The sequence below is a fragment of the Stenotrophomonas sp. PFBMAA-4 genome (assembly GCF_030053215.1).
Taxonomy (GTDB): domain Bacteria; phylum Pseudomonadota; class Gammaproteobacteria; order Xanthomonadales; family Xanthomonadaceae; genus Stenotrophomonas.
Window position 1 is genome coordinate 1 of the sequence record NZ_JASGBW010000018.1, and the last position, 14951, is coordinate 14951.

The following is a 14951-nucleotide window of genomic DNA, read 5'->3' on the forward strand; positions in this document are numbered from 1 at the left end:
CATGATGCGCTCGACGTTCTCCACCACCACGATGGCATCGTCCACCAGCAGGCCGATGGCCAGCACCATGGCGAACATGGTCAGCATGTTGACCGAGAAGCCGAGCATGGCCAGCACGCCGAAGGTGCCCAGCAGCACCACCGGCACGGCGATGGTCGGGATGAGGGTCGCGCGGAAGTTCTGCAGGAACAGGTACATCACCACGAACACCAGCACGATCGCTTCGATCAGGGTCTTGATGACGCCCTTGATCGAGACCTGCACGAACGGGGTGGTGTCGTAGGGCACGACGGTTTCCAGGCCGGCCGGGAAGCTGGCCTTCATTTCGTCCAGCGCGGTGCGCACGCCTTCGGCCGTGGCCAGCGCGTTGGCGCCGGTGGCCAGGGTGATGGCGATACCGGTGGACGGCTTGCCGTTGTAGCGGGTGACGAAGTCGTAGCTTTCCGCACCCAGTTCGACACGGGCGACGTCGCCCAGGCGCAGTTCGCTGCCATCGGTGCCGCCACGCACCAGGATGTTGCGGAACTGTTCCGGGGTCTGCAGGCGGTCCTGCGCGTTGATGGTGGCGTTGAGCTGCTGGCCCTTCACCGACGGCGCACCACCCAGCTGGCCGATGGCCACCTGTGCGTTCTGCGCGGTGATCGCCGCGGTCACTTCATCGACCGACAGCTTGTAGGTGTGCAGCTTGTTCGGATCCAGCCAGATGCGCATGGCGTACTTGCCACCGAACACCTGGATGTTGCCCACGCCCGGCACGCGGCTGAGCGTGTCGACGACATTGGAGCCCACGTAGTCGGCGATGTCGTTGGCATCCATGCTGCCATCGTTGGACACGAAGCCGAGCACCTGCAGGAAGCCGCTGCTCGACTTGGCCACGTTGATGCCCTGCCGCTGCACTTCCTGCGGCAGCAGCGGCATGGCCAGCTGCAGCTTGTTCTGCACCTGCACCTGGGCGATATCCGGGTTGGTACCGGCTTCGAAGGTGAGGGTGATGGTGGCCTGGCCGTTGGCCGAGCTGTTGGAGGAGAAGTAGATCAGGCCGTCCAGGCCCTTCATGTTCTGCTCGATGATCTGCGTCACCGAGTCCTCGACCACCTTGGCCGATGCACCCGGGTAGGTGGCGCTGATCTCGACGGCCGGCGGGGCGACCTCCGGATACATCGACACCGGCAGCTTCATCACCGCCAGCGCACCGGCCAGCATGATGATGATGGCGATCACCCACGCGAAGATGGGTCGATCAATGAAAAAACGTGCCATGGAATTCTCCGCTTACTTCGCTTCGCCGGCCGGCTGGGCGGCAGGCTGCGGGGCGGCGTCCGGCTGTGCCGGGGCGGCGCCCTTCTCGGTGGCCTGCACGGGCATGCCGGGGCCGATCTTCTGCAGGCCTTCGACGATGACCTTGTCACCCGGCTGCAGGCCGTCCTCGACCAGCCACTTGTCGGCCAGCGCGCGGCTGACCTTCACCGGGCGCACTTCGACCTTGTTGTCCTTGCCGACCACCATGGCGCTGGTATCGCCCTTGGCATCACGGGCGATGCCCTGCATCGGCACCAGCACGGCATCGGCGCGCACGCCGCCGCCGATCACCGCGCGCACGTACATGCCCGGCATCAGAAGGCCCTCGGGGTTGTCCACCTTCACCCGCAGCGCGTAGCTGCCGGTGGTCGGGTCGACGCTCACTTCGGAGAACTCCAGCGCGCCCTTGTGCGGGAACTCGCTGCCGTCTTCCAGCAGGATGGTGACCGGCAGGGTCTGGTTGTCCTGCAGGCGGCCGGCGGCCAGTTCGCGGCGCAGCTGCAGCAGCTCGGCCGAGGACTGGGTCAGGTCGACGTAGATCGGGGTGAGCTGCTGCACGGTGGCCAGCGCGTCGGCCTGGCCGACACTGACCAGCGCGCCCTGGGTGACGCTGGACTTGCCGATGCGGCCGCTGATCGGCGCGGTGATGCGGGCATAGCCGAGGGTGACGTTGGCCGCATCCAGCGCGGCCTTGGCGGCACCGACGTCGGCCTCGGCCTGCTTCTGCGTGGCGACGGCGTTTTCCAGGTCCTGCTGGCTGACCGCATCGACCTTGGCCAGCTCGGTGATGCGCTTGGCGCTCAGGCGCGCGGCGTTGGCGGTGGCCTCGGCACGGGCCAGCTGGGCGCGGGCGCTGTTGGCCTGGGCTCGGTAGCTGGCGTCTTCGATCTGGTACAGCGGCTGCCCTTCCTTCACCAGGCCGCCTTCAGTGAACAGGCGCTTGGCGACGATGCCACTGACCTGCGGGCGGACTTCGGCCACCAGGAAAGCATTGGTGCGGCCCGGCAGTTCGCGGGTCAGGCCCACGCTTTCCGACTTCAGGGTGACCACGGTCACCTGGCCGGGGCCCTGCTCGGGCTGTTCGGGTTGGCCACCGCAGGCGGCCACGGTCGCGGCGATGGCCAGCGACAGCAGGAAGGGGCGGATTCGGGTCAGGGGCATGGGGCTGGGGCTCGGGGAAGGGAAAAGATTCTCAGCTTGCCGTGATACGCAGCCGCGTCCCGGTCCGGGGGCGCGGATGTCGCAGCGGGCAGGCATCCCCGCGCATGGCGCAGGCATCAGCCAGCGCGCATACACGACGGGGAGCATGGGGGCGAAATATACATACATGATTGTTTGTTTGTAAAGGGGTACAATTCAGCCAGGTTTCACCGGCACTCGTACCCACTCACGGACCCATGGCGCGCAAGACGAAAGAGGACACCCAGGCAACCCGCGAAGGCATCCTTGATGCTGCCGAGGCCTGCTTCCATGAACACGGCGTGGCCCGGACCACGCTGGAGATGATCGGCGCCCGCGCCGGCTATACCCGTGGCGCGGTCTACTGGCACTTCAAGAACAAGACCGAGGTACTGGCCGCGATCATCCAGCGGGTGCACCTGCCCTTCATGCAGGAACTGGAGCGCACCTCCAGCGACGAACGGCGGACGCCGATCCACGACCTGCGCGCGGTGATGATCTACTCGTTCATCGAACTGTCCGAGGACGAGCGCCTGCGCAAGACCATGGAAATCATGCTGCGCAGCGATGCCTCCTCGGAAAGCCGGGCGCTGGCCGAGCTGCAGCAGTCCGGGTTCCGCGACGCGCTGGACCGGATGGAGCGTGCCCTGCGCCGTGCCCAGGACCTGGGCCAGCTGCGCGACGGCGCCGACCCGAAGATCGCCGCGCGCATGCTGCACGCCACCGTGCTGGGCGTGCTGCACGGAGCGATGGTCGAACCGGAACTGATGGACCTCAAGCGCGACGGCATGCTCGCGCTGGACATGACCCTGGCCGCCTACGTGAAGGAAGGCGTGTTCGTGCCGGGCTCGATTCCCGAGCCGCTGCCGTAGGGTTGGATCCGCCGGGCATGGCCCGGCGCTACCGGGGCGGTGTGAGCAGGCAGCGCTGCAGTAGATCCACGCCATGCGTGGATGCCGTACGCGCAAACGAAGAAGGCCGCCTTTCGGCGGCCTTTTCTGTTGCTGGGCTTGGGGTCAGAGCCCTCGCTGGTGCGAGGGATCCGACCCCGCCTGGTGTTACAGGATGTAGCGGCTCAGGTCCGGGTCCTGCACCAGTTCACCCAGGTGCGCATCGACGTAGGCGCTGTCGATGGCCAGGGTTTCACCGTCGCGGTCCGGTGCTTCGTAGCTCAGCGAATCCAGCAGGCGCTCCAGCACGGTGTGCAGGCGGCGCGCACCGATGTTTTCCTGGCGCTCGTTCACCTGGAAGGCGATCTCGGCCAGGCGGTCGATGGCATCGGCGGTGAAGCTGACCTTGACGCCCTCGGTGCCCAGCAGCGCTTCGTACTGCTTGGTCAGCGCGGCCTTCGGCTCGGTCAGGATGCGCACGAAGTCGTTCTTGCTCAGCGCGCCCAGTTCCACGCGGATCGGGAAACGACCCTGCAGCTCCGGGATCAGGTCGCTGGGCTTGGCCAGGTGGAACGCGCCCGAGGCAATGAACAGGATGTGGTCGGTCTTGATCGTGCCGTACTTGGTGGACACGTTGGAGCCTTCCACCAGCGGCAGCAGGTCGCGCTGCACGCCTTCGCGGGAGACATCACCACCGCCCACGTTATCGCCACGCTTGGCGACCTTGTCGATCTCATCAATGAAGACGATGCCGTGCTGTTCACAGGCTTCGATCGCCGCCGTGCGGATATCGTCCTCGTTGACCAGCTTGCCGGCTTCTTCTTCCACCAGCAGCGGGCGCGCGGCCTTGATGGTCAGCGTGCGCTTGTGCGCCTTGGCGCCGCCGCCGAGGTTGGCGAACATCGACTTCAGCTGCTGACCCATTTCCTCCATGCCCGGCGGGGTCATGATGTCCATGCTGACGTTGGCCGCCAGGTCGAGCTCGATCTCGCGATCGTCCAGCTCGCCGTTGCGCAGCATCTTGCGGAACTTGATGCGGGTCTCGTTGTCCTGCGCCGACGGCTCGTTGCGGGCCACTTCCGGGTCGAAACCGATGCCGCCGCTGCGGCGCGGCAACAGCGCATCGAGGATGCGGTCTTCGGCGCGCTCTTCGGCCTGGGTACGCACGCGCACCTTGGCCTGCTCGCGGTAAAGCTTGACCGCGGTATCGGCCAGGTCGCGGATGATCTGCTCGACGTCCTTGCCGACGTAGCCCACTTCAGTGAAGCGGGTCGCTTCGACCTTCACGAACGGCGCGTTGGCCAGGGTGGCCAGGCGGCGGGCGATCTCGGTCTTGCCGACGCCGGTCGGGCCGATCATCAGGATGTTCTTCGGCATCACTTCATTGCGCAGCTCAGGCACCAGCTGCATGCGGCGCCAGCGGTTGCGCAGGGCGATGGCCACCGCGCGCTTGGCGTCGTGCTGGCCGACGATGTGCCGGTCCAGTTCCTGCACGATCTCGCGCGGGGTCATGGTGGCGGAGGAAACTTCGATCTTCGACATGGATGTGCTCACGAATTCGTTGTCGGTAGCGCCGGGCCATGCCCGGCGGATCAGGGAGCGTCAGAGCTCCTCGACCACCACGTTGCGGTTGGTGTAGATGCAGATGTCGCCGGCGATGCCGATCGCTTCGCTGGCAATCGTGCGCGCATCCAGTTCGGTGTGCGCCATCAATGCGCGCGCGGCCGACAGGGCATAGGAACCACCGGAACCGATGGCGATGATGCCGTCCTCCGGCTCGATCACATCACCGGTGCCGCTGATGATCAGCGAGGTTTCCTTGTCGGCCACGGCCAGCAGGGCTTCCAGCTTGCCCAGGCGGCGTTCGGTACGCCAATCCTTGGCCAGCTCGACGGCGGCGCGCTGCAGCTGGCCATGCTTTTCCAGCTTGGCCTCGAACAGCTCGAACAAGGTGAAGGCATCGGCGGCGGCACCGGCGAAGCCGGCCAGCACCTGGCCATCGCGGCCGAGGCGGCGCACCTTGCGCGCATTGCCCTTCATCACCGTGTGGCCGAGGGTGACCTGGCCATCACCGGCAATGGCCACGTGGTCGCCGCGGCGCACGCAGACGATGGTGGTGGCGTGGAAAACATTGGGATTCTGACTGGGGTCCATGCGGCCTCCGATAGCTGTTCACGGGACATGGGGACAGCGCCGGGAGCGATCAAGCCTGCGCGGATGGCTGCCGTTCAGCGCTTGGCATGCGAAGGCCGCTCTGGATTCGGCTCGATGCCCCAGGCGATGTACCAGTCCTCGCCCTGGGTTTCGATGGGGTGCTGGGTGCGGCCCGAGCCGTTGCCACAGGCCAGCGCGTCGGCCGCGCAGTAGCGGTCGCAGCCCCAGCAGATACGCTCGGGATGCTTGGGATGCAGCGGAATGGGCTTTGCCATGGCGGCGGTTCCTCGTGGCCTGCGGCCACGATGCGCCACTGCGCCCCGCCCTGCCCTGATGCAGATCAAGCGGAGGCAATCGCGCCCGCCGGGCATGGCCCGGCGCTACCCGTCCTTTCAACCGGAAGCCATCGCGACCGTCGGGCATGGCCCGGCGCTACCCGTCCTTGTTGCGGCGCTTGGCGCGCGGGTGCGCGGCGTCGTAGACCTTGGCCAGGTGCTGGAAATCCAGGTGGGTGTAGATCTGGGTGGTGGCGATGTCGGCGTGGCCAAGCAGCTCCTGCACGCCCCGCAGGTCGCCGGACGATTCCAGGATGTGGCTGGCGAAACTGTGCCGCAGCATGTGCGGGTGCACGTGCTTGAACAGGCCCTGGCGCTGGGCCAGCTGGCGGATGCGGATCTGCACCGCACGCTGGCTGATCGGCCCGTTGCGGCCGGGGAACACCGGCGTGGCCGGGCCACCGCCGCTTTCCGCGCGCCAGGCCAGCAGCGCTTCGCGTGCGGGGCGGCCGAACGGCACCCGGCGCTGGCGGTTGCCCTTGCCCAGCACGTTGACCAGGCCACTGTCGAAATCCAGGTCGCGCCAGGTCAGCGCACACACTTCGCTCAGGCGCAGGCCGGAGGAATAGAACAGTTCCAGCAGCGCGCGGTCGCGGCGGCCGAGCTCACCTTCCGGTTCCAGTTCGACCAGCTGCACCGCTTCATCGGCATCGAGCACCTGCGGCAGGCGACGCGGCGCACGGGGCGCCTTCAGGGTCGCGGCCGGGCTCACTTCGATGCGTCCATGCTTGAGCAGCCACGCATAGAAGCTGCGGCAGGCCGACAGGCGGCGCTGCAGGCTCTTGGCCGACAGCCCGCGACGATGCTCGTCGGCGACGAACTGGCGCAGCGTTTCAGCATCCAGTGCCTCCACCGCCACGCCGCGCGGTTCCACCCACACCGACAGCGCGTCCAGGTCACGACGGTAGGCGTCGAGCGTATGCGCCGACATCCGCCGTTCCACCTGCAGGTGCTGCAGGAAGTGCTGTACCGCGCTCATCGTCGTGCGGCCCGGCTCAGCGCTCGAAGCGCTTCAGGCCGGCGACCAGGGCATCACCCATCATGCGCAGGAACAGCGTGCCCATGCCCGGGTAGAAGCGGTTGGCATCGTGGCTGCCGACGGCGATCAGGCCGATGCCGGACAACGGCAGCAGTGCGGTGGTCTGCACCTCGTCGCTGCGCGCGCCGTACAGCACCGCGTTCTTTTCCGGCTGCAGGCGCCCGCAGATCGGCTCGCCGTCCTTCAGGCAATCGCGGAACGGGCCCAGCTGCGCGTCGTCGGCGGCAATCACCTGCAGCCATTCGGCCTGCTCCAGGCCCGCCACCGGCGTGTGCACCACCAGCCGCACCAGGTCACCGGCAAAATCTTCCTGCAGCGACGCCGCCATCGCACGCAGGGTGTCGGCGGCGTTGTCCTGCTTCATCAGGGCCAGGGTCAGCTGGTGCGTGCGCACCGCCAACCGCTCGTTGACCTGGGCAGTGGCGCCCAGGTCGGCCAACCGTCGCGCCAGCTCGCGGTTCTTCTCGCGCAGCACTTCCAGCTGGTAGCTGGCCAGCGACGCGGTCGGGCCGTCATCGCGCGGCACCACCAGGGTCAGGGCCAGGTCCGGGAACTGCTTGAGGAAGCCGGGATGGCGCCGCAACCACGCAGCGACGTCATGGCCCCCGAGCTTGTCGACGGTCTCACTCATGCGGTCCACTCCCCTTCGAAGACGAATGCGGTCGGGCCGGCCATCACCACCGGCTGGCCGTCGCCCGGCCACTGGATGCGCAGCTCGCCGCCGGGCAGGCTGATGCGTGCATCGCCCTGCAGGCGGCCGCGCTGCATCAGGGTGACGGCGGCCGCACAGGCACCGCTGCCACAGGCCAGGGTCTCGCCGACGCCACGTTCGTACACACGCAGGCGCGCATGGTCCGGGCCCATCACCTGGGCGAAGCCCACGTTGACTGACTGCGGGAACGAGGCATGCTGCTGCAGCAGCGCGCCGACGCGCTCGACCGGCGCGGCATCGATCAGGCCCACTTCGATGACCGCATGCGGGTTGCCCATCGACACCGCCGAGAAGCGCACGGTTTCGCCCTGCAGCGGCATCAGGTATTCATCGCGCGGATGGGCGAAGCCCACCAGCGGCACCTGCGCCGGCTCGAACGCCGGCACGCCCATGGCGACCGAGAAGCGGCCATCGCCCAGCACCTGCACGTCGTGGCTGGCCAGCGGGCTGTCGATCACGAAGCGCTCGCCCTGCGCACTGCCCTCGCGCACCAGCCAGGCGGCGATGCAGCGCGCGCCGTTGCCGCACTGTTCGGAATTGGAGCCATCGGCATTCCAGATCCGGTAGGACGCCACCGAGCCTTCCGCGCGCGGGGCCTCGATGGTCAGGATCTGGTCGCAGCCTACGCCGGTGTGGCGGTCGGCCAGGCGCGCGGCCACTTCAGGGGTGGGCGGCGGCGTGCCGTCACGCAGGTCGATCACTACGAAATCGTTGCCCGCGCCGTGCATCTTGCTGAAGCGCAGGGCCGTGGAGCCGGCCTTACTCATCCCCACCGTCCACCGGCTTGATCGGGTCCGGGGTAACCGAGGGGCTGCCGTCGCTGGTCGGCTGGGTCGCGGCGGGGGTGGCTTCCGGGCTGGCTTCGGGCGCGACGGCCGGTTCGACCGTCTCTTCCACCGGCACCGGCTTCTGCGGCAGTACCAGCGGGCCCTTGTTGCCACAGGCGGACAGGAACAGCAGCGAGGCCGCTGCCAGCGGAATCAGGATGGCGTTGCGATGGGGGATCTTCATGCGCCCGAGTATAGCCATTGGCGGCTGAGCGGTAGGTAGAGTCGACCGTTGGTCGACTATCGCGCGCAGCGCGGGGTTTTCGCCGGCGGCCGGGACAGCAGTCGACCAACGGTCGACTCTACCCCGCCGGCGGGGGCAACGGCCGCGTCCACAGCCAGATTGCCACCACGGCCATGCTGCCGATGGAGAACCACTTCACCCAGGCGATCGGCACGCACCACAGCATGATGCCGGCGCACACGGCCATGGTGATCGTGGCCATCCACTTGCCGTAGCGGCTGACGGCGCCGTGCGCCTGCCAGTTGGCGATGGCCGGGCCGAAGCGCGGGTGCTGCAGCAGCCAGTTGTGCAGGCGCTCGGAGCCGCGCGAGGCGGCCCAGGCCGAAATCAGGATGAATACGGTGGTCGGCAGGCCCGGCACGAAGATGCCGACGATGCCGGTGCCGAGGCTGGCGTAGGCCAGCAGCCACCACGCCCAGCGGAAACGCACCACGCGCGGTGGCGGGGTGTCATCCGGAGGCGGTGGCGCAGGTGCGGTCATGGCCGCAAGGATACCGGTTCAGGGTGCCAGGCAGTGCCCGGCACCCTGTCGCGATCACGGCTGGACGATGCCCAGCTGCTGCAGCACGAACGCGTACGACTCGGACAGCTCGCGGTAGCGCTGGAAGCGCCCGGACTTGCCGCCGTGGCCGGCTTCCATGTTGGTGCGGAACACGATCGGGTAGTGGCCGGTGTTGTCGTCACGCAGCTTGGCCACCCACTTGGCCGGTTCCCAGTACTGCACCTGCGAATCCCACAGGCCGGTACCCACGAACAGCGCCGGGTAGGCCTGCTGCTTGACGTTGTCGTAGGGCGAGTAGGACAGCATGTAGTCGTAGTAAGGCTTCTGCTCCGGGTTGCCCCACTCGTCGTACTCGTTGGTGGTCAGCGGAATGGTCGGGTCGAGCATGGTGGTGACCACGTCGACGAACGGCACCTGCGCCACCATCACCCGGTAATCCTGCGGGGCCTGGTTTGCCACCGCGCCCATCAGGAGGCCGCCGGCGCTGCCACCGGAGGCGGCAACGCGGTCCTTGGCCGCCCAGCCCTGCGCCACCAGGCCACGGGTGACGTCGATGAAGTCGTTGAAGGTGTTCTGCTTGTGCAGCAGCTTGCCGTTCTCATACCAGTCGCGGCCCATCTCCTGGCCGCCGCGGATATGGGCGATGGCATACACCACGCCACGGTCGAGCAGGCTCACCGCGGTCTGGTTGAAGTACGGGTCCATCGACATGCCGTAGCTGCCGTAGGCGTACTGGAACAGCGCGCCCTTGCCGTCCTTCTGGTAGCCCTTGCGGTAGACCAGCGACACCGGCACCTTCACCCCGTCGCGCGCGGTGATCCAGACGCGGTCGGTTTCGTACTTCGAGGCGTCATAGCCGATCACCGGCTGCACCTTCAGCTGGCGGCGCTCGCCGGTGGCGGTGTTCAGCTCGAACACGGTGGTCGGGGTGGTCATCGAGGTGTAGACGTAGCGCAGCCACGGCGTATCGGCCTCGGTGTTGTCGCCCAGGCCCATCGAATACGCCGGCTCGTCGGCCTTTACGTAGTCGCTGCGGCCATCCTTGAACAGCAGGCGGATGCGCTCCAGGCCTTCGGAACGCTCGGCAATGGCGGTGTACGCATCGAACAGCTCGAAGCCTTCGATGAACACCGCATCGTCGTGCGCGATCCAGTCCTTCCACTGCGCGCGGGAGGTGGTATCGGTCGGTGCGGTGACCAGCTTGAAGTTCTTCGCGCCATCGTTGGTGCGGATCACCCAGCGGCCATCGTAGTGGTCGGCGTCGTACTCGACGTCACGCTGGCGCGGCGCCAGCACGGTGAAGGTGGTCGGGTCGCTGGCCGGCGCGTAGCGCTCTTCCGAGGACACGGTGCTGTGCACGCCGATGGTGATGAAGCGATCGTCGCGGGTGCGGCCGATGCCCATGTAGAAGCTGTCGTCCTTCTCTTCATAGACGACGGTGTCGGCGCTGGCCGGGGTGCCCAGCACGTGCTTCTTCACCCGCACGGTCAGCAGCGTTTCCGGATCGTTCTCGACATACAGCACGGTGCGGTTGTCGTCGGCCCAGACCAGGTCGCCGGAGCTGCCGGTGATGACGTCGGGCAGCACCTTGCCGGTGGCCAGGTCCTTGAAGCGGATCGTGTACTGGCGGCGGCCGACATCATCGTCGGCCCAGGCCAGCAGCTGGTTGTCCTGGCTCACTTCCATCGAACCGACGCTGAAGTAGCCCTTGCCGGCGGCCATCGTGTTGACGTCCAGCAGGATTTCCTCGGCGGCCTCCATGCTGCCCTTGCGGCGCGCGTGGATGGGGTAATCCTGGCCGGTCTCGTAGCGGCTGTAGTACCAGTAGCCGCGCTCGCGCGCCGGCACGCTGGCATCGTCCTGCTTGATGCGGCCGACGATTTCCTTGTAGAGGGTGTCTTCCAGCGGCTTCAGCGGCGCCAGCAGCTGGTCGGTGTAGGCATTCTCGGCCTGCAGGTAGGCCAGCATGTCCTTGTTCTCGCGCTTGTCGTCGCGCAGCCAGTAGTAGTCGTCGTTGCGGGTGGCGCCGAACGGCGCCTTGACCACGTGCGGGTGCTTGGCGGCATCCGGCGGAACGGGCGGGGTGGCGGCGGTAACGGTGCTGGTCATCAGGCTGGCAAGCAACAGGCAGAGGGTGGATTTCATGAGATAGGGGTCCTGGTGCGGTTACGCAATGGCGTCCGTGGCATAGGTAGAGTCGAGCTTGCTCGACTGACCGCAACCGCAGTCGAGCAAGCTCGACTCTACCACCGCTGCGGCGCACCCTTGCCGCCCGGCGTACCATGGGCGCATGAGTACCCTGCCCCACACGCCGGGCTACAGCCGGCGCAGCCATGAAATCGCCCCGTTCCACGTGATGTCCCTGCTGGCCCGCGCGCAGGCGCTGGAACAGGCGGGCCACGATGTGATCCACCTGGAGATCGGCGAACCGGACTTCACCACCGCCGAGCCGGTCGTGCGCGCCGGCCAGGCCGCACTGGCCGCCGGCCACACCCGCTACACCGCCGCACGCGGCCTGCCCGCCCTGCGCCAGGCCATCAGTGGTTTCTATCGCAGCCACTACGCGCTGGATATCGACCCCGAACGCATCCTGGTCACCCCGGGTGGGTCCGGTGCGCTGCTGCTGGCCAGCAGCCTGCTGGTCGACCCGGGCCGCCACTGGCTGCTGGCAGACCCCGGCTACCCCTGCAACCGCCACTTCCTGCGCCTGGTGGAAGGCGGCGCACAGCTGGTGCCGGTTGGCCCCGATACGGCCTACCAGCTGACGCCCTCGCTGGTGGAACAGCACTGGAACGCCGACAGCGTCGGTGCGCTGGTCGCTTCTCCGGCCAATCCGACCGGGACGGTGCTGTCGGCCGACGAACTGGCGGCGCTGTCAAAATCGCTGCATGCGCGCGGTGGCCACCTGGTGGTGGACGAGATCTATCACGGCCTGACCTATGGCCTGGATGCGCCCAGCGTGCTGCAGGTGGATGACAGCGCCTTCGTGCTGAACAGCTTCTCCAAGTACTTCGGCATGACCGGCTGGCGGCTCGGCTGGCTGGTGGCACCGCCGGCGGCCGTGCCTGATCTGGAGAAGCTGGCGCAGAACCTGTACATCAGCGCGTCGAGCATCGCCCAGCATGCCGCCCTCGCCTGTTTCAGCGAGGAATCAATGGCGATCTTCGAGCAGCGTCGCGAGGCGTTCCGCCAGCGCCGCGATTTCCTGCTGCCCGCACTGCGCGAGCTGGGCTTCCGCATCGAGGTGGAGCCGCAGGGCGCGTTCTACCTGTATGCCGATGTCAGCGCCTTCACTGATGATGCGCAGGCGTTCTGCGCGCACTTCCTGGAAACCGAGCACGTGGCGTTCACCCCGGGCCTTGATTTCGGCTTCCATCGCGCGAACCAGCATGTGCGGCTGGCCTATACGCAGGAAGTGCCGCGGTTGCAGGAGGCGGTGGAGCGCATTGCGCGTGGGTTGAAAAGCTGGGGCGCCTGATCGCCCGGCGCGAACGGCATCCACGCATGGCGTGGCTCTACTGGTAGATCCACGCCATGCGTGACGTTCAGGGGTAGATCCACGCCATGCGTGGATAGGTGGACCCAATGAAAAACGCCGCTCGAGGGCGGCGTTTTCCGTTCTGCTTACTTGCCGCCCAACCGCTCCCACAGGAAGCTGTAGGCCAGGGCCGACATGTGTGCGGCCTGCGCGTTGTTGGCTGCGCCGCCGTGGCCACCTTCGATGTTCTCGTAGTAGGTCACGTCCTTGCCGGCGTCGATCATCTTCGCCGCCATCTTGCGGGCGTGGCCCGGGTGCACGCGGTCATCGCGCGTGGAGGTGGTGAACAGCACCGGCGGGTAGGTCTTCTTCGGGTCGAACAGGTGGTACGGCGAGAAGGTCTTGATGAACTCCCAGTCGCTGGTGTCCGGGTTGCCGTACTCGGCCATCCACGAAGCACCGGCCAGCAGGTGGCTGTAACGCTTCATGTCCAGCAGCGGCACCTGCACCACCACCGCACCGAACAGTTCCGGGTACTGGGTGAGCATGTTGCCGGTGAGCAGGCCACCGTTGCTGCCGCCCTGCACGCCCAGGTGCTTGGCGGTGGTGATCTTGCGCTTGACCAGATCCTGCGCCACCGCGGCCATGTCTTCATAGGCCTTGTGACGGTTCTGCTTCAGTGCCGCCTGGTGCCAGCGCGGGCCGTACTCGCCACCGCCACGGATGTTGGCGACCACGTACACGCCGCCCTTCTCCAGCCAGGCGCGGCCCATGCCACCGGAGTAGCTCGGGGTCAGCGAGATCTCGAAGCCACCGTAGCCGTACAGCAGGGTCGGGTTGGAACCGTCCAGCTTCATCGCCTTGTCGTGCACCACGAAGTACGGCACGCGGGTGCCGTCCTTGCTGGTGGCGAAGTGCTGCTCGATCACCTTGCCCTCGGCGTCGAAGAAGGCCGGCATGGTCTTCAGCGTTTCCGGGGCCTTGCCGATCTCGGCCAGGGCCAGGGTGGTCGGGGTCAGGTAATCGGTGGCGGTCAGCCACACCGCATCGCTGTCGTTGCTGTCCACCGCGCCCACGGCCAGGGTGCCGAAGGCCGGCGCACCGACGAACTCGCTCTTCTGCCAGCCGCTGGCGCCCGGGGTCAGCACCGACAGGCGGTTCTTGACGTCATCCAGCACGTTCAGCACGAGGTGGCTCTTGGTCCAGGTCGCACCGGCCAGCGAGGTGGTCGCGGTCGGGGTGAACAGGACTTCGAAATCACGCTTGCCCGCCAGGAAATCGTCCAGCTGGGTCGCCAGCAGCGAACCGGAGGCGTAGGTCTTGCCGCCCACGGTCCACGGGTCGCGCAGTTCCAGGGTCAGCCACTGCTTGTGCAGGCCCTTTTCCGCCGAGTTCGGCGCGTCGATCTTGGTCAGCGTGCCGTTGTCGGCGCGCAGGTAGACCTCGTTGTTGTAGAACGCCAGCGTGCGGCTGACCAGGTTGCGCTCGAAGCCCGGGGTGTCATCGTGCATCGCCGCGATGTACATGTCTTCCGGCTTGCCTTCATAGACCACGCTGGCCGACGCCAGCGGCGTGCCGCGCTTCCACAGCTTGGCAACGCGCGGATAGCCGGAGGTGGTCATCGAACCGGCGCCGAAATCGGTGTAGACGAACACCGAGTCGCGGTCGATCCAGCCCAGGCCGCCCTTGGATTCGGGGCGGAAGAAGCCGTCCTTGATCCAGGTCTTGTTGGCCAAGTCGAATTCGCGGGTGACATCGGCATCGGCGCCGCCGCGCGACAGCGCGATCAGGCAGCGGCTGTAATCCGGACGCAGGCAGTCGGCACCGTGCCAGACCCAGTTCTCGCCCTCGGCCTTGTTCAGTGCATCCAAGTCGAGCACGGTTTCCCACTGCGGCGAGGCCTTGCGGTACTCGGCCAGGGTGGTGCGGCGCCACAGGCCGCGCTCGTGCTGCTGGTCCTTCCAGAAGTTGTAGTAGTAGTCGCCGATCTTCTGCACGCCGGGGATCTTGGCGTCCGAATCGAGCACCTCGCGGATGCTGGCTTCCATCTGCTTGAAGGCCGGGGTCTGCGCCAGGCGGCCCTCGGACTTGGCGTTCTGTTCCTTGACCCAGGACAGCGGCTTGTCGCCGGTGACGTCCTCCAGCCAGGCGTAACGGTCGGTTTCTTCAGCGGCCACGGCGGTCCCCACCGAAGCAGCGGTCATCATGCCGGCCAACAGGCAGGCGGAAGCGAGTCGTGACATTGCGGTTCCAGGCAGTCATAAGCGCTGGAACGCTAGCACGGATCCCCGG

Annotated in this window: 13 protein-coding genes and 1 pseudogene; 2 read left to right on the plus strand and 12 right to left on the minus strand. The window is 67.2% G+C overall.

The features are described 5' to 3' along the window. Together smeE and smeD are read right to left on the minus strand one after the other, a co-directional pair. Nucleotides 1-1260 (minus strand): annotated as a pseudogene (gene smeE, locus QMZ26_RS12370) (multidrug efflux RND transporter permease subunit SmeE); the annotation flags it as partial. 12 nt (nt 1261-1272) lie between these two features. Continuing rightward, complete coding sequence (smeD, locus tag QMZ26_RS12375; protein WP_108747396.1) at nt 1273-2460, minus strand: multidrug efflux RND transporter periplasmic adaptor subunit SmeD; 1188 nt, start codon at nt 2458-2460, stop codon at nt 1273-1275. A gap of 236 nt (nt 2461-2696) precedes the next feature. On the opposite strand from smeD, the gene QMZ26_RS12380 reads away from it, so the two are divergent. Further along, on the plus strand, nt 2697-3350 hold the full coding sequence (locus QMZ26_RS12380; RefSeq protein ID WP_200733975.1) for a TetR family transcriptional regulator: 654 nt from the start codon (nt 2697-2699) through the stop codon (nt 3348-3350). A 186-nt stretch (nt 3351-3536) separates the two neighbouring features. On the opposite strand, the gene hslU is transcribed toward QMZ26_RS12380, so the two are convergent. From hslU to QMZ26_RS12425, 9 genes are all read right to left on the minus strand, one after another. Further along, a complete protein-coding gene (gene hslU / locus QMZ26_RS12385) occupies nt 3537-4910 on the minus strand; it encodes an ATP-dependent protease ATPase subunit HslU (RefSeq protein ID WP_283221623.1) in 1374 nt (457 codons plus the stop codon). A 60-nt stretch (nt 4911-4970) separates the two neighbouring features. Further along, nucleotides 4971-5522, minus strand: a complete 552-nt coding sequence (gene hslV, locus QMZ26_RS12390) for an ATP-dependent protease subunit HslV (RefSeq protein ID WP_079223431.1) — start codon at nt 5520-5522, stop codon at nt 4971-4973. Nucleotides 5523-5596: 74 nt separating this feature from the next. Next, nucleotides 5597-5797: a DUF3079 domain-containing protein gene (locus QMZ26_RS12395; RefSeq protein WP_200733973.1), complete on the minus strand. Its 201-nt coding sequence runs from the start codon at nt 5795-5797 to the stop codon at nt 5597-5599. A gap of 157 nt (nt 5798-5954) precedes the next feature. After that, nucleotides 5955-6836, minus strand: a complete 882-nt coding sequence (gene xerC, locus QMZ26_RS12400; protein ID WP_283221624.1) for a tyrosine recombinase XerC — start codon at nt 6834-6836, stop codon at nt 5955-5957. 16 nt (nt 6837-6852) lie between these two features. Continuing rightward, complete coding sequence (locus QMZ26_RS12405; RefSeq protein WP_283221625.1) at nt 6853-7527, minus strand: DUF484 family protein; 675 nt, start codon at nt 7525-7527, stop codon at nt 6853-6855. Beyond that, complete coding sequence (gene dapF / locus QMZ26_RS12410) at nt 7524-8375, minus strand: diaminopimelate epimerase (RefSeq protein WP_283221626.1); 852 nt, start codon at nt 8373-8375, stop codon at nt 7524-7526. Before dapF ends, QMZ26_RS12405 begins: the two co-directional genes overlap by 4 nt. Next, entirely contained in the window at nt 8368-8619 is a 252-nt protein-coding gene (locus QMZ26_RS12415; RefSeq protein ID WP_200752693.1) for a lipoprotein, read from the minus strand. Before QMZ26_RS12415 ends, dapF begins: the two co-directional genes overlap by 8 nt. 118 nt (nt 8620-8737) lie before the next feature. Then, nucleotides 8738-9160, minus strand: a complete 423-nt coding sequence (locus QMZ26_RS12420; protein ID WP_079223441.1) for a YbaN family protein — start codon at nt 9158-9160, stop codon at nt 8738-8740. A 54-nt stretch (nt 9161-9214) separates the two neighbouring features. Continuing rightward, nucleotides 9215-11326, minus strand: a complete 2112-nt coding sequence (locus QMZ26_RS12425; protein WP_283221627.1) for a S9 family peptidase — start codon at nt 11324-11326, stop codon at nt 9215-9217. Between the two features lie 145 nt (nt 11327-11471). On the opposite strand from QMZ26_RS12425, the gene QMZ26_RS12430 reads away from it, so the two are divergent. Then, a complete protein-coding gene (locus QMZ26_RS12430; RefSeq protein ID WP_283221628.1) occupies nt 11472-12659 on the plus strand; it encodes a pyridoxal phosphate-dependent aminotransferase in 1188 nt (395 codons plus the stop codon). Between the two features lie 146 nt (nt 12660-12805). On the opposite strand, the gene QMZ26_RS12435 is transcribed toward QMZ26_RS12430, so the two are convergent. Then, entirely contained in the window at nt 12806-14902 is a 2097-nt protein-coding gene (locus tag QMZ26_RS12435; protein WP_283221629.1) for a prolyl oligopeptidase family serine peptidase, read from the minus strand. Nucleotides 14903-14951: the final 49 nt, after the last annotated feature.